This window comes from Aequorivita sp. CRS11 (assembly GCF_059693805.1).
On the sequence record NZ_JCATIG010000004.1, the window covers coordinates 99,325 to 120,149 of the forward strand.

The 20,825-nt window shown below is 38.1% G+C and carries 19 protein-coding genes; 4 read left to right on the plus strand and 15 right to left on the minus strand.

The annotated features are described in order from the left end of the window. Window positions 1–120 precede the first annotated feature (120 nt). The gene (gene yihA / locus AC58DT_RS09085; RefSeq protein ID WP_497216538.1) at window positions 121–732 is read left to right on the plus strand and encodes a ribosome biogenesis GTP-binding protein YihA/YsxC; all 612 of its coding nucleotides are present in this window, start codon (window positions 121–123) and stop codon (window positions 730–732) included. Window positions 733–738: 6 nt separating this feature from the next. On the opposite strand, the gene gldC is transcribed toward yihA, so the two are convergent. Both gldC and gldB read right to left on the minus strand, forming a co-directional pair. Further along, window positions 739–1,077 carry a gliding motility protein GldC gene (gldC, locus tag AC58DT_RS09090; RefSeq protein ID WP_497216539.1) on the minus strand — a complete coding sequence of 113 codons (339 nt, stop codon included), beginning with the start codon at window positions 1,075–1,077 and terminating at the stop codon, window positions 739–741. Next, entirely contained in the window at window positions 1,077–2,036 is a 960-nt protein-coding gene (gldB, locus tag AC58DT_RS09095) for a gliding motility lipoprotein GldB (RefSeq protein ID WP_497216842.1), read from the minus strand. The genes gldC and gldB overlap by 1 nt, the downstream gene beginning before the upstream one ends. Window positions 2,037–2,141: 105 nt before the next feature. Here gldB and nadE point away from each other — a divergent pair, with 105 nt between their 5' ends. Further along, window positions 2,142–2,930: an NAD(+) synthase gene (gene nadE / locus AC58DT_RS09100; RefSeq protein ID WP_497216540.1), complete on the plus strand. Its 789-nt coding sequence runs from the start codon at window positions 2,142–2,144 to the stop codon at window positions 2,928–2,930. A gap of 164 nt (window positions 2,931–3,094) precedes the next feature. Beyond that, window positions 3,095–3,727, plus strand: coding sequence for a response regulator (locus tag AC58DT_RS09105; RefSeq protein ID WP_497216541.1), 633 nt, complete (start codon window positions 3,095–3,097; stop codon window positions 3,725–3,727). A gap of 1 nt (window position 3,728) precedes the next feature. On the opposite strand, the gene dnaG is transcribed toward AC58DT_RS09105, so the two are convergent. The 5 genes from dnaG to AC58DT_RS09130 form a co-directional block, all read right to left on the minus strand. Continuing rightward, entirely contained in the window at window positions 3,729–5,687 is a 1,959-nt protein-coding gene (dnaG, locus tag AC58DT_RS09110; RefSeq protein WP_497216843.1) for a DNA primase, read from the minus strand. Window positions 5,688–5,821: 134 nt separating this feature from the next. After that, window positions 5,822–6,892: a hypothetical protein gene (locus AC58DT_RS09115; RefSeq protein ID WP_497216542.1), complete on the minus strand. Its 1,071-nt coding sequence runs from the start codon at window positions 6,890–6,892 to the stop codon at window positions 5,822–5,824. Window positions 6,893–6,965: 73 nt separating this feature from the next. Continuing rightward, on the minus strand, window positions 6,966–7,760 hold the full coding sequence (locus tag AC58DT_RS09120; RefSeq protein WP_497216543.1) for a hypothetical protein: 795 nt from the start codon (window positions 7,758–7,760) through the stop codon (window positions 6,966–6,968). Next, on the minus strand, window positions 7,747–8,313 hold the full coding sequence (locus AC58DT_RS09125) for an RNA polymerase sigma factor (RefSeq protein ID WP_497216544.1): 567 nt from the start codon (window positions 8,311–8,313) through the stop codon (window positions 7,747–7,749). Before AC58DT_RS09125 ends, AC58DT_RS09120 begins: the two co-directional genes overlap by 14 nt. A gap of 283 nt (window positions 8,314–8,596) precedes the next feature. After that, on the minus strand, window positions 8,597–9,574 hold the full coding sequence (locus tag AC58DT_RS09130) for a polyprenyl synthetase family protein (RefSeq protein ID WP_497216545.1): 978 nt from the start codon (window positions 9,572–9,574) through the stop codon (window positions 8,597–8,599). Window positions 9,575–9,895: 321 nt separating this feature from the next. Between AC58DT_RS09130 and AC58DT_RS09135 the strand changes: the two genes are divergently transcribed. After that, complete coding sequence (locus AC58DT_RS09135; protein ID WP_497216546.1) at window positions 9,896–10,780, plus strand: choice-of-anchor J domain-containing protein; 885 nt, start codon at window positions 9,896–9,898, stop codon at window positions 10,778–10,780. Between the two features lie 47 nt (window positions 10,781–10,827). On the opposite strand, the gene rlmN is transcribed toward AC58DT_RS09135, so the two are convergent. The 8 genes from rlmN to AC58DT_RS09175 form a co-directional block, all read right to left on the minus strand. Next, entirely contained in the window at window positions 10,828–11,868 is a 1,041-nt protein-coding gene (rlmN, locus tag AC58DT_RS09140) for a dual-specificity RNA methyltransferase RlmN (protein WP_497216547.1), read from the minus strand. 83 nt (window positions 11,869–11,951) lie between these two features. Beyond that, on the minus strand, window positions 11,952–13,610 hold the full coding sequence (locus AC58DT_RS09145; protein WP_497216548.1) for a T9SS type A sorting domain-containing protein: 1,659 nt from the start codon (window positions 13,608–13,610) through the stop codon (window positions 11,952–11,954). Window positions 13,611–13,740: 130 nt separating this feature from the next. Then, on the minus strand, window positions 13,741–14,790 hold the full coding sequence (gene queA, locus AC58DT_RS09150) for a tRNA preQ1(34) S-adenosylmethionine ribosyltransferase-isomerase QueA (protein ID WP_497216549.1): 1,050 nt from the start codon (window positions 14,788–14,790) through the stop codon (window positions 13,741–13,743). Window positions 14,791–14,959: 169 nt separating this feature from the next. Then, entirely contained in the window at window positions 14,960–16,204 is a 1,245-nt protein-coding gene (locus AC58DT_RS09155) for a 3-phosphoshikimate 1-carboxyvinyltransferase (protein WP_497216550.1), read from the minus strand. Next, on the minus strand, window positions 16,201–16,443 hold the full coding sequence (locus tag AC58DT_RS09160; protein ID WP_497216551.1) for a hypothetical protein: 243 nt from the start codon (window positions 16,441–16,443) through the stop codon (window positions 16,201–16,203). The genes AC58DT_RS09155 and AC58DT_RS09160 overlap by 4 nt, the downstream gene beginning before the upstream one ends. Beyond that, complete coding sequence (locus AC58DT_RS09165) at window positions 16,444–16,770, minus strand: nucleotide pyrophosphohydrolase (RefSeq protein WP_497216552.1); 327 nt, start codon at window positions 16,768–16,770, stop codon at window positions 16,444–16,446. Further along, complete coding sequence (locus AC58DT_RS09170; protein WP_497216553.1) at window positions 16,770–18,791, minus strand: DUF3858 domain-containing protein; 2,022 nt, start codon at window positions 18,789–18,791, stop codon at window positions 16,770–16,772. The genes AC58DT_RS09165 and AC58DT_RS09170 overlap by 1 nt, the downstream gene beginning before the upstream one ends. Window positions 18,792–18,804: 13 nt before the next feature. Next, window positions 18,805–20,706: a DUF3858 domain-containing protein gene (locus tag AC58DT_RS09175; protein WP_497216554.1), complete on the minus strand. Its 1,902-nt coding sequence runs from the start codon at window positions 20,704–20,706 to the stop codon at window positions 18,805–18,807. Window positions 20,707–20,825 lie beyond the last annotated feature (119 nt).

A 20,825-nucleotide genomic window follows, 5' to 3' on the forward strand; every position in this document is an offset into this window, starting at 1 on the left:
CCAAGTTTCAGGCTTCAAGTTTCAAGTTTCAAGTTTCAAGTTTCAAGTTTCTAAAAAACGTATTCTCCCCCATAACCCTTAACTCCTAACCATTAACTCATAACTCCTAACCCTAAAGCAATGCAAATAAAATCGGCAGAATTTCTAATGAGCAACAGCGAGGTTGCAAAATGTCCCAAAGACCGTTTGCCGGAATACGCTTTTATTGGGCGCAGTAACGTTGGCAAATCTTCTTTGATCAATATGCTGATGCAGCGCAAGAGTTTGGCTAAAACTTCGGGACGGCCTGGAAAAACACAACTGATCAACCACTTTCTCGTAAATAAAAATTGGTATTTGGTAGATTTGCCGGGCTATGGGTATGCCCGTGTTTCAAAAAGCAGTAAAAAAGTTTTTCAAAAATTCATTACAAACTACTTTGAAAAGAGAGAACAAATGGTACTCGCTTTCGTTTTAGTAGATTGTCGCCACGAACCCCAACCTATTGATTTGGAATTTATGCAGTGGATGGGCGAAAGCGGAATTCCCTTCAACATAATTTTTACCAAGGCAGACAAATTGAAACCAAAAGCTTTGGAAAGAAATATTGCCGCATACACTGAAAAAATGCTCGAAACCTGGGAAGAAATGCCTCACTATTTTGTTACTTCAGCCAGTGATTCCACAGGAAGGGAGGAAGTGTTGAATTATATTGATGAATTAAACAATTCTATTCAAACTTCTGAATTTTAAAATTCTCTAGTCCCGCTTCAGCTCTAGCTTTTCCGCAAAATAATCGCAAAAATCACGCATTGTCGCGCTCATCTTGTCATCGTTTGTTGCACGTTGAAAAGTATCGGCCATCGCGCTTAAGGTTTGATGGAAAAAAATCTTCATTTCATCTACCGGCATTTCTTTTGTCCAAAGATCTATTCTAAGCGATTCCTTGCTTTTACTGTCCCAAACCGATAGCATTACCGCTTTGGTTTCTTCGTTTGAAACACCGCCGTCCTCGGCTGTCCAATTGATAGTTTCCGGAACTTTATTTTCGTCAAGACCTACTTTTAAACTTATTTCTGAAGTATGTTTAATTGCCATTATTTCTTTGGTTTGTATTTTGAATTTGTAAATATTTCTTCAGCATCTGTTATCATCAGCCGCTGCACATCAGTATCGTTTTTTTCCATATAGGCACGGACAATTTTCCAGCCCAAATAGCGCCCTAACATTCCGGGAGATTCGTTGTCTATTTCCAAGTAAAACTTTGAAAAAGGGGCAGGAGTTATAAACCGTGCTCCCAGTTTTGGGTCTGTACTATAGAGCAATTCCTTCTCAATAAAGTAGCGCCACATATACTCCTCGTTTTCTTCGGCCCATTGATATTCCTCATCGGTATAGCCTATTTTTTGGGCATCCGTAGCATTTGGAAGCCAAAGATCTTTTAAATAGAGCTCTTTCCCAAAGTAAATAATCTGTCCCAAAAAAGTAGCTTTGCTGGGCGGTTTTATATACTGCCTTGCATAGACTTCCGCCACATCGGGACCTATTTGCGCAGGCTTCATTTCTTTGGAAATGTATTTATCAATTCCTTCGTAAAAACGGTGTTCGGCGCCCAAATAATTGTCTAAACCAATAACGAGCATACTATCTGCAAGAATAACCTTGTTGCGATAATCTACGTCTGATGTAGTAGTTACCACCAATGGGGTTGTAAATTTCGGAAAGTAATATTTTATGTGTTGAAACAATGGAATAAGTGTCTGTTCCAATGCTTCCTCATTCGAAAAAGTTTTTGTCACTTCTTCCTCAAGTTGGTTTTGCAGCGTATCGTTTAATTTTTCAATCCAAATACTATCGTTGTATTGTTTTGGGAAAAATGCCGGAAATTCAGATTTCAGCTTTGGAAGCGTTTCAGGATTAGCTGATGCAAATTCCTTATCAAAACGGATAATTTCAACATTCATAGGAATTTCTTCAATCTCTTTTTCAACTTTGCTTTCGTTATTACACGAAAAAAAGAAAATGCCCAAGAGAATCAATGCGCAATATTTCACCATAGTAAAAATGTTATTGTTGGTTAACGCCATTCCTTTTTATTAATTTTATCTTTAACCACTTTTGCGGTGCAAAGGTATTATTATAAAAGATTAAAAACACAGAAAATGCAGACTGAAAAAGTTATAGAATATATTGTAGATTGGTTAAAAACCTATGCACAAGACGCAAAAATGGATGGTTTTGTAATTGGAATAAGCGGTGGGATTGATTCTGCGGTAACCTCAGCCCTCTGTGCAAAAACTGGGCTTGACTTATTATGTGTGGAAATGCCCATTCATCAGGCATCGTCTCAAGTAAGCCGAGCAGTTAATCATATTGCCTGGCTGAAGGAAAATTTTGTGAAAGTTGAAAAAATTGAAGTAAACCTTACCCCTGTTTTTGATTCCTTGATTGCCGCTTTGCCAGAAGTTGAAAAAGAAGAAGAGCGTTTCATGTCGCTCGCAAATACACGTGCTCGTTTGCGGATGACGACCCTTTATTATTTTGCAGCCCTGAACAAATATCTAGTGGCAGGAACCGGCAATAAAGTAGAAGATTTTGGTGTGGGTTTTTATACAAAATACGGCGACGGCGGTGTAGATTTAAGTCCTATTGCTGATTTGATGAAGAGTGAGGTCTATGAAATTGCACGCTTTTTAGGAATAAATAAAGAAATAATTGCCGCGGCACCAACAGATGGATTATGGGGCGATGACCGAACCGACGAAGACCAACTTGGTGCAAGTTATGACGAACTGGAATGGGCAATGAAAATGGATGAAAAAGGTAAAAGCAGCCCAGATTTTTCAGGGAGGGAGAAAGTGGTTTTTGACATTTACAAAAAATTGAACAGCGCCAACCAGCATAAAATGCTCCCAATTCCTATTTGCGAAATCCCAAAAGAATTGAAATAATATTGTTATTTATCGAACAATTTAACCATTAAACGAAAGGTTTACTTTTCTTCCCTTGTATATTTTATATATCCAAAATGTAGTATTAATATTACGTGTCTAAAACTCATTTGCTCCCCAAATCTGAAGGTTTTATTCATTCTTGAATTTATAAAAACACTAAGATGAAAAAAGTTGTAATTGCAGACCACCACCCTGTAACCAGAAAAGGCGCTTCCGTTTTACTAGATAGCACCAATGAATATTTGATTGTTGGAAAAGTATCCCGCGGATCGGAACTATTAAAATGCCTTGAGAAAGAACGCCCAGATATTTTAATTTTAGAATTGAACATTCCTGAAATTAATGGTTTTCATGCACTTCGCAGCATTCGCGAAGAGTTCCCGAAAACCCGAATCGCTATCTTTTCTTCACATCCTGAAGAAATTTATGCCCTGCGCTCAGTAAAATCTGGTGCCGCGGGCTATATTCCAAAAACAATTTCTTCCGAATTATTTCTACATGCTATCAAACGTATCGCGATGGGCGGCATATTTTTGAATGATGAGTTTGCAGCCGCTTTCAACAGCCGTTCTGTAAATGACAATACTCTGGTAGGCAGGTACAAAAAACTTTCTGCAAGGGAAATTGAAGTACTCAATCTGCTATCAAATGGAAAGCGTAATAAAGATATTGCTTCGCTTTTGGAAATTAACGAAAAGACCGTAAGTACTTACAAAACAAGACTATTAAAAAAACTGAATGTTACAAGTTTGGCAGAGTTGATAAACCAAGCGCGGATGTTTCAGTTTTCTTAATTTACAAAACCCGGTTAAGTTTATTGGAAAGTACTTTTTTTAAACTTAAATAATCTACAATTTCCTGTAAACCTGATTCTTTTTCAGGGCTGTCTTCCTGTTTCATAGTTTCGGAAAGTTCGTTTATTTTTTGGGAAACCAAATGGCGGCGCAGGTTCAAGATGGTCTCACTCACCATTTGTGCAATTGTATGCTCCTTTTCTTTAACATATATTTCCTTGCGTTCCCAGTTGTGGAGCACATAGCGCTCTTCTTCCATCAAAACATGTGTAACAGCAGAAGCCATTTCTGGCTCTAGCTCATTAATGAAGGTTTCAGCCTTCGCATCAGGGTTTAGGTTAAAACGATTGACCACTTCAAAATATAGATCCTTAAATTCGGGGTTGGTAAATTCTATTTCATCTTCTTGAAGGTCTAGATAAATTTTTTCAAACACGCGCGATTTGTGAATTTCCGGCTTTAAAGTAATTTCACCTTTTTCGTCAGCCTCCAATATCAACTCCTCAAAATCTTCTTCTACGTTTCCGTATAACAACAAAAGCTCAATTATTTTTTGCTCCAGCTGAAGTTGGACATCTACCTTTTCAATCTTTTTTTCGGTAGGAATTACTTCAAAAGCTTCCTGCGGGACAATAGCTTGTTTGGCAGCATCTTTTCTGTCTTTCTGAAAAATCTGTGCAAGGGTGTTAAAAAGCACCTGTTCTGAAATGTCCATAATCCGGGAGCATTCCTTTATGTACACTTCACGTTTTATAACATCGGGAATTTTAGCGATGCTATTTACCATATCGTGAATGGTCTCAGATTTTTTTATGGGATCATTCTTTGCTTCAGAAGCGAGAAGAGAGGCTTTAAAAGTGATGAAATCCTTAGCGTTTTCCTCCAAATAAAGCGTTAATTCTTCTAAAGAATTTTTTCGCGAAAAACTATCTGGGTCCTCCCCTTCAGGAAAAGTACAAATCTTCACATTCATCCCCTGTTCCAAAATCAAATCGATACCGCGAAGGGATGCTCGCAGACCTGCCGCATCGCCATCAAAAAGGACGGTTATGTTTTTGGTAAGACGGTTTATAAGCCGTATCTGTTCCGAAGTCAAAGCCGTACCAGATGAAGAAACGACGTTGTGAATGCCTGTTTGGTAAAATTGGATAACATCTGTATAGCCTTCAACCAAATAGCAATTATCCTCTTTGGCGATGCTTTGCTTGGCATGAAAAATGCCGTAAAGCACCTTGCTTTTATGGTAAATATCGCTTTCGGGAGAGTTTAAATATTTCGCTGCTTTTTTATCTGAAGTTAAAATACGTCCTCCAAAACCCAACGTGCGTCCGCTCATGCTCAAAATGGGAAACATCACCCTTCCCTTAAAACGGTCAAACTGTTTTTCTTCCTTTACGATGGATAGACCTGTCTTTTCCAAAAACTCAAGCTTATAGCCTTTTTTTATGGCGTGGCTGGTAAAAGCATCCCAAGAATCGGGCGAATAACCTAGCGCAAACTTTTTTATGGTTTCTTCGGTAAAGCCGCGTTCCTTAAAATAGGAAAGCCCAATAGCCTTGCCTTCCTCAGTTTTGAGCAATGTATTGTGAAAATATTCTTTCGCGAATTCGCTCACCAAATAAAGGCTTTCACGCTCGTTTGCCTGCTCTTTGTCTTCGGGGGTCTGTTCGGTTTCCTCTACTTCTATTCCATACTTTTTGGCAAGGTACTTTATGGCCTCTGGGTAGGTAAAGTGTTCGTGCTCCATCAAAAAAGCCACCACGTTTCCGCCCTTTCCACTACTGAAATCTTTCCAAATTTGCTTAACCGGGCTAACCATAAAACTCGGCGAACGCTCATCTGTAAACGGGCTAAGCCCTTTAAAGTTACTTCCGGATTTCTTCAACTGCACAAAATCGCCTATCACCTCCTCTACCCGGGCGGTTTCAAAAACATTGTCTATGGTGGTTTTGGAGATCAGAATGTTGGATTTTTAAATTGTTGGACGGTTAGATTCTTGATTTGTAAAAATAGTGATATTACGAAAAGAAACCTGCACGAATTATAAAAATCCATACAGGTTTATAAACAACGAATAATAAAGGATGGCTGTGGCTAATCCATGTCAAAACGGAGCCCAAGAGATACGTTACGCTGATCTACGGGATTATTCTTGAAAATTGTATTAAGGTCATACTTAGCATACAATGCCACTCCATGCCAACCTATATAACCACTAAGGCCATAAATGAAATTGTTTGTATTATAGTTGGCTTTTAGTTTAAGTTTTCTGTCTTCCCCTTCTTCTTCAAATTTTAGTTTTTGACGTGTGCTAAGATTGATACCTGCATAACCGCCAAGGCCAATTTTAATTTTGTTTTCGGTTGAATAACGAAAATAATCATCGTGTTCTATCTTTTTAGATGGGCCAAATTCAAAGTGGAGGGGTACCACAAGGTTGTCCATCCTAAATTTAGATTTTTCAAGATCTAAGGTATATTCTTGCAGCTCGGTCTGCTCGCCTATGTCTACATAATAACGATTATCAGTAGGTTTTAAACCATTAAATTGAAAAGATAGACCATACTTAATGCGTACCCAATTGGTGTTTTTAAAAACGCGGGTCTTCCATGCCCAACCGAGTTCGGCAAACCGACTTCCGGCAACTTTGAAGTCTGAGTCCTGCAAGGACTCACCTTCCGTAATTGCATTATTGAGTCCAAAAGCAAAGACAAGGTCCGAGGTGGTTCTTCGGTCATATTTGCGCTTTTTATTTTTGGGGCCAATGTAGAGCACATTATCATTCTCACTGTCTTTGCCAGAGGAACCGAAGCGCAGAATAATTTGGCCATCTTCGTCTTCGTCTATGTTTCCGTTTCGTTGTAATAGCGCGACTTTATTGTCTATAATTGCCAAACGGTTCTCAATATTTAAAGCGTGCTTTTCAGCGACTTCCTGTTTGAGGATTTCGGCTTCAGCCTCGGTAATGTTTCCGCTTTCAAAACGCTTGTTTATATTTTCAACACTGAATTTCAACGCATCCTTTTCCTCTTGAATGATTTGTTCTTTTAAGGAATTAAGACGCTCAACGGCGGTTTTTGTATCGTGATCGTTTTCTTGAGCCTGTGTATAAAACCCTGCAAGTAGCCAAAGGGCGAAGGCGGTGCTAAATGTAATTAATTTCATAACTGTTCGATTTGATTAATGATGATGAATGTTTATTGTTTATTGAAATTTGAGCATTGAATATTGAATATTGCTAGTCGTTCCGTTCCGAAACCGCGGTTCTGATTTTATTAAAACCTTCGCCGAGGGCATCAAAAACCTTATCGCGGAAACTTTTTTCCAGCTCCCACTCTACGTCCTCCAGCAAAGCGGTGGCATCTACCTTTCGACTGCTGAGAATTCGCTGGGTCTGTATATCACGGCGGGCGTTATTCAGCAGTGCTTCCACTTCGGTAGCGGTGACTTCGGTATTGTTTTGCTGAAGTCTTTTTACTGAAGCAACAACTTCATCAACTTTAGTGTTGAAAATTCTGTCTTCTTCAGACGAAACGGGTTTCTCTACTTTAAGAGGTTGTTTCACTTGAGCTTGTGTGGCAATGGCCTCGGTCTTTTCAATCTTTTCGTCAACGGTAGATTTTTTTGAGGCATTGGGCTCCGTAAGTAATTGCGACTTATTTGAACGGGGCGTTTGTTTCTTTACGGATCGCTTTTCAGAAGTACTCTTTTCTTTAAATTTTTCTTCCGAAGCGATCTCTTCCTTATTTATAATTGGCGGAACGATTTCGGCTTTCTCTTCAACTTTGGTCTGTTCTATGTTCTCGTTTACTATTGGGGTGTTTACTTCCGAAGTATTTCTGCTAAAGAAAATTGAAGCTACGATTAGCAGTCCTCCAAAACTTGCGGCAGCGTAATACCAAAAATGATTTTTCTTTCTGGGCTGTTCAGCATCCAATTTTGCTTCCAGTTTTTTCCACGCGTCAGCAGAAGGTTTCAGCTCCCTCGCCTCCAGTTTTTCGCGGATGTTGTCTTCCAGTTTATAGGGTGCCATAGCTTAAATTGTTTTGTTGTTTTACAATATTCTGAAGCATTTTGCGTGCTTTGAACAGTTGCGTTTTTGATGTGTTTTCACTTATCTGCAACAATTCGGCAATTTCACCGTGCTTATAACCTTCTACGGCGTAAAGCACAAAAACAGTTTTATAACCGTCGGGCAGACTATCTATCATTTTTTGAATTTCTGTCGCTTCCAGTGTGGTTTCAATAAAGGTGGCATGTTCTGCCGTATTTTCAATCTCTGCTTCTGAAATAAAATGCAACTTTTTATCTTTCCGAAGTTGGGAGATACTTTCGTTCACCATAATTCTACGTATCCATCCTTCAAAACTGCCTTCGTTTTTAAAATCATTCAAATGCGTGAACATTTTGAAAAAACCCGAAAGCATTACCTCTTCGGCTAAATCATTACTTTTTAAATATTGCCTGCACACGCCCAGCATTTTTGGCGCAAACATTTCAAACAATTGATGCTGCGCACGGCGATCACCTTTGGACGCTTTGTCAATTAATTTGGAATAGTTTTTATGTAAGGGTATAATTTTCAAAATACGCTTTGCTGTTTAAGGCTTCTATTTTAATAGACGCAGGTTTTTGAATAATGGTTGTCTCAAGGTAAAAAAAGATTATTGCAACACGTCATGCATACTATTCACATACTATTTTCTATAGAATCAAACACTAGGTTCACCCGTATTAATGCCTACCCAAAGCCATAGATAAAGTATGAATAGAGTATGAATAGAGTATGAATAGAGTATGAAACACTCATACTAAAATCATTCTGCATTTTGGATAATACAAATTTTAACAAATGAACTTTTGAAAGATTTATTTCTTTCTGTCAATTACGTAATTCACCATTAACTCCAGTGATTCTTTGTAGGGAGAGGGGGGATATGTTTCAAGAAGTTGCAGTGCCTGTTTTTGATACTCCTTCATTTTTGAAACCGCATAATCAAGTCCGCCGTTATCTTTTACAAAGGCGATAACCTCCTTAACGCGCTGCTTGTCTTTATTATGGTTTTTAACCGAATTGATAAGCCATTTTTTTTCTTCGGAAGACGAATTATTTAACGCATAAATTAAAGGTAGTGTCATTTTCTGCTCCTTAATATCAATACCTGTAGGCTTACCAATACGCTCGTTGCCATAATCAAAGAGGTCGTCCTTAATTTGAAAGGCTGTTCCTATAAGCTCGCCAAACTTGCGCATTTTTTCTACTTCTTGATCCGGAGCCATTACAGATCGGGCACCCATTGCACAGCAAGCCGCAATTAAGGTGGCCGTTTTTTGGCGGATAATTTCAAAATAAATTTCTTCGGTAATGTCGAGCCTTCTGGCTTTTTCAATTTGTAGCAATTCGCCTTCGCTCATCTCACGCACGGCTACAGAGATTATTTTTAGCAAGTCGAAATCATCGTTGTCAATGGAAAGCAACAATCCTTTTGAAAGCAAATAATCGCCAACCAAAACTGCTATTTTATTTTTCCAAAGCGCGTTTATGGAGAAGAAACCACGACGTCGGTTACTATCGTCCACCACATCATCGTGCACCAAGGTGGCAGTGTGGATAAGCTCAATAACGGAAGCTCCACGATAGGTACGTTCGTTCACTTGGCCGTTGCCTGTCATTTTTGCGATTAAGAAAACAAACATGGGCCGCATCTGCTTTCCCTTTCGGTTTACCACATAATGTGTAATTCTGTTTAGTAGGGAAACTTTGGAAGACATAGAAGCGGAGAACTTTTTTTCAAAAAGCTCCATTTCGGTTTCAATGGGAAGTTTGATGCGCGAAACTATCTTCATAAAGGTTCAAAGATAGTCAAATTTGAATGATGGATTTGGAGGTACTATTTTATAAAATCTACCAAAATTAGTTGCTGAAAATTTTCCTTAACAAAATTTTAGCAGTCTGGATTAATTTCCAAAAAGTAAAAAGCGCAATCAATTATAGGCTTTGCACAGAAATCTTTAAAAAGCTTGTTAATAATTGTGGAGAATACAATATAACCTGTAAACCTTATCAGAATATTCAAAAATGCGTTAAACTCTTGGGATGTACAGTAAAACAGAAGGTCAAAAGTTAACTTTGGAACAATAAATTTTAACTCCTTAATTAATATTAAAATGAAAAAAATTACATTATTGGCCGCATTATTTGCTGGCTTTGCTATGAATGCACAGACGACTATTTTTGAAGATGATTTTGAATCTTATGATGATTTCATTATTGAAAATGTTGGAGATTGGACTTTAGTAGATCTTGACCTTTTACCAACTTACGGCTTTACAGGTGTTACTTTTGACAATTCCGGGTACACTGGAGCTTTTATTGTTTTCAATTCAACTACAACAAATCCTCCGTTAGATCCAACAGCTGATTCTGACTGGACTGCATACAGTGGAGCAAAAGCAATGACATCTTTTGCTGCTGTACCAGACGGAACAACTAACTCAAACAATGATTGGCTTATTTCTCCACAAATAACTCTTGGAGCAGATGGAAATATGTTATCATTTTGGGCTAAAGCAGCAGACGCTACTTATTCTCAAGAAAATTTTAGAGTTTTAGTTTCTACTGTTGATACAGACCCAAATAACTTTTCAGAGCTTGAAGGTGGTTTAGTTCCTCAAGCAATTGATTGGGAAGAATTCACTTTCGATCTTGATGCTTATGCTGGACAGGATGTGTATATCGCAATTAACCATGTAGCTTCTGACCAATTTGGTTTCCAAGTTGATGATTTTAAAGTTACAGCTGATGTTTTGAGTGTGAACGATGAAGCTTTCCAAGGTTTCAAACACTTCGTTGCTAACGGTCAATTAAACCTTTCTGCAAACACTGCTATGGAGCGTGTTGCCCTTTACAATATGTTGGGCCAAGAAGTAGTTTCTCAAAAACTAGCTAGCAATAATGAAACTGTAAACATTGCTGGACTTCAGTCTGGTGTTTACATTGCTTCTGTTACTATCGACGGTGCAACCAAAACTTTCAGAATTGTAAAAAACTAATTTAGGTTTTATTCTGAATTGAAAAGAGCGGCAAAAGCCGCTCTTTTTTATTGCTTGTTTGCCAACTGCCCGCAGGCAGCGTCAATGTCTTTACCGCGACTTCGGCGGACCGTTACCGGAATCCTGTCGTGCTCCAAAGCCTGTATGTAATCATCAATCACGATGGAAGAAGCTTGTTGAAAATGGCCGTCGTCTATTGGGTTGTATTCAATGATATTTACTTTACAGGGAACGTACTTACAAAAGGTTACCAAAGCTTCAATATCGGCCCACTTATCGTTTATATCCTTCCATACTATGTATTCGTAAGTAATTTTGCGTTTGGTTTTACTGTACCAGTATTCTAATGATTCTCGCAGATCTGGCAGTGTAAAATTCTTCGCAAAAGGCATTATCTGCTCCCGCGTTTCTTGAATGGCAGAGTGCAATGATACCGCAAGATTGAATTTCACCTCATCGTCGGCAAGCTTTTTAATCATTTTTGGCACCCCAGACGTAGATACGGTAATGCGTTTTGGGGACATTCCCAAACCGTCATCTGAGGTAATCTTTTCAATAGACTCCAAAACATTTTTATAATTCATGAGCGGTTCGCCCATTCCCATAAAAACAATATTTGAGAGCGGTTTGTCGTGATATAAGCGGCTTTCTTTATCAATTGCCACCACTTGGTCGTAAATTTCGTCGGGGTTTAGATTGCGCATTCGTTTCAACTTTGCGGTAGCGCAGAACGTACAATCCAAACTACAGCCCACTTGCGAGGAAACGCAGGCCGTGGTTCTTTTTTTTGTAGGAATTAAAACCGATTCAACTACCAAGTCGTCATGAAGTTTTACGGCATTTTTTATGGTGCCGTCATTGCTTTTTTGAAGATGGTCCACCTTTATGTGGTTGATAACGAAGTTTTCATCCAAGTGTTTACGGGTCTCTTTGGAAATATTGGTCATATCATCAAAACTGTGAATTCCCTTACTCCATAACCAATCATATACCTGTGTTCCCCGGAAAGCTTTGTCGCCAATGCTCTCGAAAAAACTTCGCAGTTCTTCTTTTGAAAGTGCCCGTATATCTTTTTTTTCTGAAACCATCGTGCAAAATTACTGTATTTTAAAGAAAAAAGCCTCTTTTCCTTTTCAGAATAGAGGCTTAATCCACTTAATAGAACTATGGTTTATTTATTTATAATTACTTTTTTGGTTATAGAGTCTTTGCTGTCCTCATCAATCAAATGAAGAAAATATACACCATCCGCTAGATTAGAAACATTGATAGTGTTCATAGTATTGGACAATGAACCTGAATGGATACGCCGCCCCACAACGTTTAAAAACTGAAATGACAGGTGCGGGTATCTATTATTCATAACTGTAATGGTTGAACTTGCAGGATTCGGATAGATTTTAAGATCTCCCGTAATTTCAAAATCTGGAATGTTCAATAGATTTTGAAGTGTTTCCACTGTGGTGTGCCCAGAATTGGTAGGGTCTAGCCATTCCTTAAGTCGGGTTTGTTGTGTTGTCCCATAATTCCAGGAAATACCGAACCTTCCGTAAATATCGTAATCTCCATTGTTTTCCAACCCGTTGCAGGCAGACTGCCCGGCGTAAAGTTGCCCAATAATCCTTCCGTTTTCGTCAAAAAGTGGGGAGCCTGATGAGCCGCTCTCTGTAGTGCCTATTTCCCAACCATTTCCACTTCCGTGGTTACCGCCACCAATTAACCAAACTTGCGTGCCATTGGCATCTATTTTTTCGGCACCGGAATCATCACGGCAAATTTTCATAATATCTCCATTAGGGTGATGGATACCAACCTCAAACAATGGTTCATTATCTGAATTATCCCAACCTGCAAAAGCAACATCCCACGATTCTGGTATTTTGTCAAAAAGCTCCACAAGCGCAAAATCACTTTTGGCATTGTTTGCCCTCAATTCTGCCCCGCTGATGGTGAAATTTGTTTGCAAATCGCCGCTTTCATCTCCGGTTCCACATACTGGAGTGGGACTTACCCAATTAAACCGAATGGACCAAAGCGAAGGATTGCTGTTTTGAAGACAGTGGTTGGCTGTTAAAAGGTATGGGGTTTTATCATTTCTGGTATTATTAATCAAAGCAGCAGAACACAGATAACCATTTCCTAAGTTTAAAAGTGAAACTGCTTTTTTAACCAAATCTTTTTTAGTGTCAAAATCACTTCCTACTGGACAGTTTACATCGTAATTACATTCACCTGAGTCGTTAAGTCCACGGTTTCCTTCAAGGAGAGCATTTACCCTGCCCATTCTATATCCGTGAATTACACTATTTATCTGAAGACGCGCTACATTTTGGGTATTTGCAGGTTGGTAATATTCAATCCAAATAATATTGCCATCAACAAACCAAGTGCCTAACTGTCCATTATCTCTATTCTGGTTATTATTATAAGTACGGGTAACATCGGTCCTCTCTTGATTGTAAAGTTGAACTTTTGAGCCATGTGGTAAATAAAAATCACTAAAATTAATGCTCAGGTTTAACGCACCAGTTGATTGAATGGTAGCCTGCCATATTTTAGCCCCGTCGGGAAGTGTAGTCCACAAACCGTCGTGCTCCATATTTATATTTACGGGAACCTCAATTCCATACCGCCAGGGCATGCTTTTATCCAAATCATTAATGCTATCCTGTTGCACTATCATTTCCAAATCTAGTGGGGGAAGGCGAATAACTTCTGGCTGTTGTTGTAAATTTAGATCCCAGCTTTCAGGCAAATCATCACCAGCACCTTGCGAGAAGGCGGCAAAAAAGAAAAGTGTAAAAATGAAGAAAAGTAATGTTTTTTTCATTCAACTTGCTGGTTAGTTTACAAAAGGAAGACTAAGGTATATTATTATTTTGACATTTGAAAACCAAATGCTTATAAAATAAAGAATCCCGATACACATCGGGATTCTTGACAATTATATTGAACTTGTTTTAGATTATTAACATAGCATCGCCATAGGTATAAAACCTATATTTTTCCTTAATGGCCTCTGCATAGGCTTCCTTAATAAAATCATGACCTGCAAATGCCGAAACCATCATCAATAAAGTAGATTTTGGGGTATGGAAATTTGTAACCATGGCATTGGCAATGCTGAAATCATAAGGTGGAAAAATAAATTTATTTGTCCATCCTTTGTATGAATTTAGTGTGTGATTTGAAGAAACAGAACTTTCCAAAGCACGCATAGCGGTAGTGCCCACGGCGCAAACACGTTTTTTCTTTTGAATACCCGCATTGATTATATTGACTGCCTGCTGGTCTATTTCCATCTCCTCAGAATCCATCTTGTGTTTTGAAAGATCTTCTACCTCAACAGAACTAAAAGTTCCCAGGCCTACGTGAAGCGTAACTTCGGCAACGTTTACTCCTTTAATCTCAAGACGCTTTAAAAGATGTTTTGAAAAATGAAGTCCAGCTGTGGGCGCCGCAACTGCTCCTTCATTTTTAGCAAAAATAGTTTGGTAGCGCTCCGCATCTTCTGGCTCTACTTCTCTTTTTATATACTTTGGAAGTGGTGTTTCCCCCAATTCCGTCAATTTATTTCTGAACTCTTCATAAGACCCATCAAAAAGAAAACGCAGTGTTCTTCCGCGCGAAGTTGTATTATCAATAACTTCTGCCACAAGGGTCTCGTCATCGCCAAAGTACAGCTTGTTTCCAATTCTTATTTTTCGGGCTGGATCTACCAAAACATCCCATAGACGGGTCTCGGGATTTAATTCCCTTAAAAGAAAAACTTCAATACGAGCTCCGGTTTTCTCCTTGTTTCCGAACAAACGCGCCGGAAAAACCTTGGTATTATTGGTTACCAAAACATCATCTTCGTCAAAATAATCAATCAGATCTTTGAACATTTTGTGTTCAATGGTTTTGTTTTTTCTATCCAATACCATCAAGCGAGCTTCGTCGCGGTTTGGCGCTGGATATTCTGCCAATAATTCTTCAGGAAGGTTAAAGTTGAAGTTTGAAAGTTTCATTCCCATAATGCGTCGTTTCTTTTAAATTTAAAATGCCCCTTTCAAGGCTTTGGTTTACAAGGGCGCAAATATACAACCTCAAAACAGGCGTTGTCAAGTAAATGACGGTTTATTATTTTTAAATGTTTGACACTGGGTGTTCGTAGCTTAAAAAATGAGGCCGAAACAGCTAATTTTTGGATTGTTCAAAAACACAATTAACACCCGCTTTTTCTATATCCTCCCAAAATTTTGGATAGGATTTTGAAACTACTCCGGCACTGTTGATCGTAATTTCTGTTTTCAGGGCAAGCGGTGCAAAGGCCATCGCCATTCTGTGATCCTGATACGTTTCCACAGCAATACCTTTATTAATTTTTAAACTTTTTTCAAGATTTAAGGAATTGCTATCAATTTGGACTGAAGCGCCCAGTTTCTCCAATTCAGTTTTCAACGCCAAGAGCCTGTCAGTTTCCTTAATTTTTAAAGTATGTAGCCCCGTCAACCTGCAACTTACGCCCAACCCGAAGCAACTCACTGCAATTGTTTGTGCCAAATCTGGCGTGTTTGCAAGATTGAGAAGTAATGAATCCGGCAATTCGATGGACTTTTTTGACAGTGAAATGGTTTTCTCAGAAGTATTAAAAACCGTTTCCACACCCAATGAATTATATAGCTGCGCCAAAGCGGCATCGCCTTGCAAGCTTTCCTCTGAAAAACTGCCGAGTGTAATTTGAAGATTTTCAGAAAGAGCGACCAAACTGTAAAAATATGATGCCGAGCTCCAATCAGATTCCACAATCATCTGCTCGTCTTCAATACTTTCTGCGGAAGAAATTTCTATAGAATTTCCAGTGAAATTTCCCGCAACTCCAGCGTTTTTTAAAAGCTGAAGTGTCATTTCTATATAGGGAATAGAAGTGATTTTGCCTTCCAAAGATATTTTTAGGCCCGTGGGAAGCATTGGAGCAATCAGCATTAATGCAGAAATATATTGACTACTGACGTCAGCTTTGATAGTCACTTCATTCTTTTGAAGATTTTTACCCTTTATCTTTAAAGGAGGGAAACCTTCGTTTTGGGCATATTCAATATCTGCGCCCAAATTTCTAAGTGCATTGACCAAAATTTCTATGGGGCGCTCCCGCATTCGCTGGCTTCCGGTGAGCAGCACATCGGCTCCTTCTTTTGCGGCGAAATAAGCGGTTAAAAAACGCATTGCGGTACCGGCATGGTGAACATCTACAGTGCCTTTTAAAACCCTTAATCCTTTTTGCAGAACAGCTGTATCATCACTGTCTGAAAGGTTTTCAATAGAAATATTTGGAAATTCTGCTTGCAGAATAAGCAATCGGTTCGATTCACTTTTAGAGCCGCAAATATTGATTTTTATATTTTCTGAAGGGAGCTCTCCTTTTTTTAGATTGGCGATCATTGTCCAGAATCATTTTGTTTGAGCTTTGCCCTAAACTTTCCGAAAGTGACAAAAAAACCATAAACAAAACCTGCCAAAAAAAGTGTGAGTATAAACATTACAGGATCTCTTTCAGTAAAATACGCAATTTCAAAACCTTCAATTGCCCATTTAATCAACGTGAACAATAGCGCGAAAGCCACCGCAAGCGAAAACACCGATTTCCAAAAACCTTTTGTATTTATAACTTTTTTGAACATTTATTTAAGTTTTTCATTACTATGGTGCCTATCGTGATCGCGTTTGGTTTTTAGTTCCAATTTTTTTTCAAAAGCCTTTTCAAGATCAACGCCGGTTTGGTTTGCAAGGCAGAGCACTACAAAAACAACGTCCGCTAGCTCTTCCCCCAAATCTTTATGTTTATCACTTTCCTTTTCGCTCTGTTCGCCATAACGGCGGGCAATAATACGCGCCACCTCACCCACTTCTTCGGTGAGTTGTGCCATGTTTGTGAGCTCGTTAAAATAGCGTACACCGTGCTGTTTTATCCACTCATCAACTGCCTCTTGTGCGTTTTTAATATCCATTATGCTTTTGAAAGTACGACTTTTTCGTTTTCTTTTGCGATTAAAAGTTCATAGAACTTTTTCAAATTTCCGTATTCTTCGGCAGCAATGAAAGATTTATTGATAGAAAGTTCAACCGAAAGTTGCAGTTTGTTTCCTATCTGCGAGATCAAGTAACGGAAACTGCCCATATCCTCCCCAAGATTAAACACGGCATTTTCGGGCAGGGATTCTACTTTATATCCTTCAGGCAAATCTATATTTACTATGTAACGATCTTTCATAGGATAGCCAAAATCCACAGGATATAAACGGGTTTCAGGCTTAAAAGGACTTTCTTTGGCCGCCAAGAAAACCAAAGGTGAAAAATATAGTTTTCCAGCAACGTCCTCAACTGCATCAACCACTTCAAAGTCATAGTCTAAAGAAACAGGTTTTCCTAAACTATTGAGGTTTTCAAAACTCAAGTTGGAAAGTTCTGCTTGGTTAGCTTCTTTTTCTACTGCTTTGCGCTGTGCATCTTCATTCAAACTTTTATACTCATTTCTATATTGAAAAGCATAATTACCGGTAAACCTGTTTTGGGCTTTACCTACAACTTTAAGATCTGGCTTTATTTCAGCATTAACCATTGCACTTTTGACAGCTGGAATTTGCGGATTTAATGAGATCCAACTTGAAGATCCATCTTTAGTAATTAAACGACCTTTCCAGTTCATTATACTGGTTCTTAAAAATCCAATTTCCGCATCTTTATTGGTTGCGTCAAGAAGCACGATGCCTTGTGGAAGCTCTACGGCGGCAATTACATAGTTAAATCCGTTACGTGTAGGGAATAGCGGCATACCATGGTTTTTGGTACTCACTAAAACTGGATTGGCATTAAGATTAGCCTTTCGCAACATGGCAATGAGCATTAAATTGATATCGGCCACATTACCAGAACCTTTTTTATAGGCTTCCCTTACACCTTCATTGGTATAATAACCTAAGTAGTTATTCCAAGTCATTTTGTTCAATACAAACGAAAAGATCCTAACTACTTTTTCTTCGGGATTGCTTATCCCACTTAATAGATTGTTCAAATCATCTTCGAAATAATTATCTTTTGACAATTCATTTCCGAATGAATCTACTTCGTATATTCCCTTTGAAACATCTTCCCAGGTAGTTGAAAAAGTCTTTTGGGGAGAGCCCGGAAAATCTACATAACTTAATTCAAACTTGAGCCCGGTAGAATAATTATCTATATTTCCTGCGTATGCTTCTTCTTTTAAAGCCGGAACGTTGCTTAAATTTATAATGTATATATCTTCTTTAAACTTGAAATCTCTTGCACCACCTTTGCTTGTCAGATTACCATACCTATCATACTCAGTACGGGCATTTGCCAAGGCTACAGTCCTATCCCTACCATCTGTTTTAACCTTATAGGGCACCCACCCTTTTTGGTGGGTTTTAAAAACGAAATATTCCGGTGAAGCAAAATGAACATCTACATTCTCAACAGGGATGGTTTCCTGAAAGCGGAATTCGTCAATATTACTTATGAAGGGAGATTTAATACTATACTTATATTCAATCACGCAGCCTTCGCGTATGTCTGGCATAGTAAACTTTAATTTGTGAACATATTTGGTTGTTTTTTCTTCAAAAATACCTTCATTTCTAAGTTTTATCTCCTCAATTTTATCGCTGCCATCCAGATAGTAGGTATATGCTCTTAGGCCTGAAATTTCATCATTTGAACCCGAGTTGCTTTGATATAGGTCAATTTCTTTTGAAGCCCAATCAAAACCTTCCTTAGTATAAATTTTGATGCGCTCAAAAACATCAGTAACCATATAAAACCCTGAATTTGTTGAATATTCAAAATTTGTATGGACTTCCCTGTATAATATTGCAGCCTCTGCCGTTGGGTCATTAGGATGTTCTCTTTGAATTAATTCTTCTTTGGAAACTTTTCCAAATTTATACTCTTGGGCCAATGATGAGTTAAAAAAACACACAACAGCTATTACGGTTAGTAAGATCGATTTCATGTGGGTTAAGGATTTATTGTACATTTTGCTTTAATAGAATTTTAGTTTTGTCCAATCGGGCAATGGATCGCAAAAAATCACGGAAATTTTCATATTCCGAAGGTGGATATTCGCCTTTATTTAGGATCATTTTACGATTATAGACCAAATTGTTATCTGAGGTTATATTGAAATTAATTTGATATTTTCCGAATTTGGTTTCCAAAATTGTTTCATCGGGTAGTCCATCAATGTCAAAATTTTCAGGCACTTCAACAGTAACCGTATCTATGTGAACATATCCATTCCCTATGTAAAGGTTTTGTTTGCGGGTGTCTATTCGCGGCGGAATGTATTGGTTCTGACTAAAAATATTGGCGCAAAAAAGATAATCGTTACTAACAGGGTTTGCGTAATTTGGGATATTGAGGGTCAATTCTTCAGTAAATATTACTTCCTCCCTGTTATTATCCAGTTTTATATCTGTTAGCGAAAAACCATTTATATAATTCCACTTCTTCTTGTAATGTTGATCTATGTCTTCTTGTTTTTCTTTTGGAAGCAGGTATTTATCATCATATTGAAGACCCTTAGAAATACTTTTTAAAGTTGCTGTTACATTTCCACTGGCATCTACCTTAACCTTGGCTATATTTTCTTGGGTGTTTTCTTCAGTTTCATAAACTTTGGTATGTGCTATTTTGCCTCCCTCGGGTGTTATTATCAATACATCCCTATCGTTGGTAAATTTACCAATGTATCCATAAGGCGTATCTTGGCTGGTACATTCCAACCAAGTTATCTCATCATTATCTGGTATTCCTAAAATTACATGGTTACCTTGCAAGGAAGAAAAATCTTCCATAATATCCCACTTCATTTTATCACCATATACAACGGTATAGTAAGAAGGCACGCCAACAGCATCAAGCAGCGTTTTAGTGTAATTCGTCAATGCCTTACAGTCACCATAACTAAGTTTATCCACATCGGAAGCCAGCATAGGTTTCCACCCGCCGATCCCTATTTGAATACTAATGTAACGTACTTTGTCTTGCACAAACTGATATATTTTTCGAGCTTTACCTTCATTTGTTGTTTCATTGGCAACAAGACTTTTTATACGCGCTAAAGTACCCTCAGGCAAATCACTAACACCTGAAAGTAAACTCTTGTTCATCCAACTTCCAAACTGTTGCCAATCCTTGCCTGAACCCAGAGATTCTTTATATTTAAAATTATTGAGAGCCACATAAACATTTGGAAATATCTTACTCATTAAGGGACCATGCTCTTCATACCTTATGGCTTTTAAGTTTGAAGCCGAAAAGATAAGTTCTTCCGGAGTATCAGATATTGTAATATCAAAACCATTTAGATTTTGAGGTTTATACTTGGGTTTATTTGCGGGATTATATTTAATCTTTAATACGCTTTTTTGAGCGCTTTCAGCATGTCCATTTAAAGGAAACCAAGGACTTAAAAATGCAGTATCACCCGTTTCAGTTTCACTATCAAAAACAACAATGTATGGATATGATGTAGGTGTATAATTTAAATAAAAAACACGTGAATCTGCATACATACTACTGCCCGTTCGACTCACATCCATGAAATCCTTCTTTTTAAAGTGTTCAATTTCCTTTCCAAAAGCATTGTAAATTCTAACCTCCACATTCTTGACACGTGAATTTGAATCATAATATTCATAAAGCCGTGCATCGCCATCACCAAGTTTGTTCAATATTGCAATAACACGGTGCGTTTTTTCCTTCATTTTATTGATGTCGGTCACGTCAATTTCAACCAATTCATCAATTAATACACTATTGGAATATTCAGTTAGTTCTTTTGGAATAGATGCTATGGAATAATCCTTTTGTGAATAAATATGGGCCGTGCATATAAGAAATACAAAGCATAAAATCTTTTTCATCTGAATAGAATAATTTGCAAAAAGAAAGACGGGATACCCAATTTTTTCATTTTCAATGACTTAAAAGACATTGCTGGATATTACCTGAATTCAAATTTTTTTTTCGGCAATATATAAAA

Bases quoted from the DNA above. Each gene is read 5' to 3' on its own strand.
- yihA (WP_497216538.1), top strand. From the start codon at position 121: ATGCAAATAAAATCGGCAGAATTTCTAATGAGCAACAGCGAGGTTGCA.
- AC58DT_RS09160 (WP_497216551.1), bottom strand. From the start codon at position 16,443: ATGTTCAAAAAAGTTATAAATACAAAAGGTTTTTGGAAATCGGTGTTT.
- nadE (WP_497216540.1), top strand. From the start codon at position 2,142: ATGCAGACTGAAAAAGTTATAGAATATATTGTAGATTGGTTAAAAACC.
- gldC (WP_497216539.1), bottom strand. From the start codon at position 1,077: ATGGCAATTAAACATACTTCAGAAATAAGTTTAAAAGTAGGTCTTGAC.
- AC58DT_RS09120 (WP_497216543.1), bottom strand. From the start codon at position 7,760: ATGGCACCCTATAAACTGGAAGACAACATCCGCGAAAAACTGGAGGCG.
- queA (WP_497216549.1), bottom strand. From the start codon at position 14,790: ATGAAACTTTCAAACTTCAACTTTAACCTTCCTGAAGAATTATTGGCA.
- AC58DT_RS09105 (WP_497216541.1), top strand. From the start codon at position 3,095: ATGAAAAAAGTTGTAATTGCAGACCACCACCCTGTAACCAGAAAAGGC.
- AC58DT_RS09145 (WP_497216548.1), bottom strand. From the start codon at position 13,610: ATGAAAAAAACATTACTTTTCTTCATTTTTACACTTTTCTTTTTTGCC.
- AC58DT_RS09175 (WP_497216554.1), bottom strand. From the start codon at position 20,706: ATGAAAAAGATTTTATGCTTTGTATTTCTTATATGCACGGCCCATATT.
- AC58DT_RS09135 (WP_497216546.1), top strand. From the start codon at position 9,896: ATGAAAAAAATTACATTATTGGCCGCATTATTTGCTGGCTTTGCTATG.
- gldB (WP_497216842.1), bottom strand. From the start codon at position 2,036: ATGGTGAAATATTGCGCATTGATTCTCTTGGGCATTTTCTTTTTTTCG.
- AC58DT_RS09155 (WP_497216550.1), bottom strand. From the start codon at position 16,204: ATGATCGCCAATCTAAAAAAAGGAGAGCTCCCTTCAGAAAATATAAAA.
- rlmN (WP_497216547.1), bottom strand. From the start codon at position 11,868: ATGGTTTCAGAAAAAAAAGATATACGGGCACTTTCAAAAGAAGAACTG.
- AC58DT_RS09165 (WP_497216552.1), bottom strand. From the start codon at position 16,770: ATGGATATTAAAAACGCACAAGAGGCAGTTGATGAGTGGATAAAACAG.
- AC58DT_RS09170 (WP_497216553.1), bottom strand. From the start codon at position 18,791: ATGAAATCGATCTTACTAACCGTAATAGCTGTTGTGTGTTTTTTTAAC.
- AC58DT_RS09115 (WP_497216542.1), bottom strand. From the start codon at position 6,892: ATGAAATTAATTACATTTAGCACCGCCTTCGCCCTTTGGCTACTTGCA.
- AC58DT_RS09130 (WP_497216545.1), bottom strand. From the start codon at position 9,574: ATGAAGATAGTTTCGCGCATCAAACTTCCCATTGAAACCGAAATGGAG.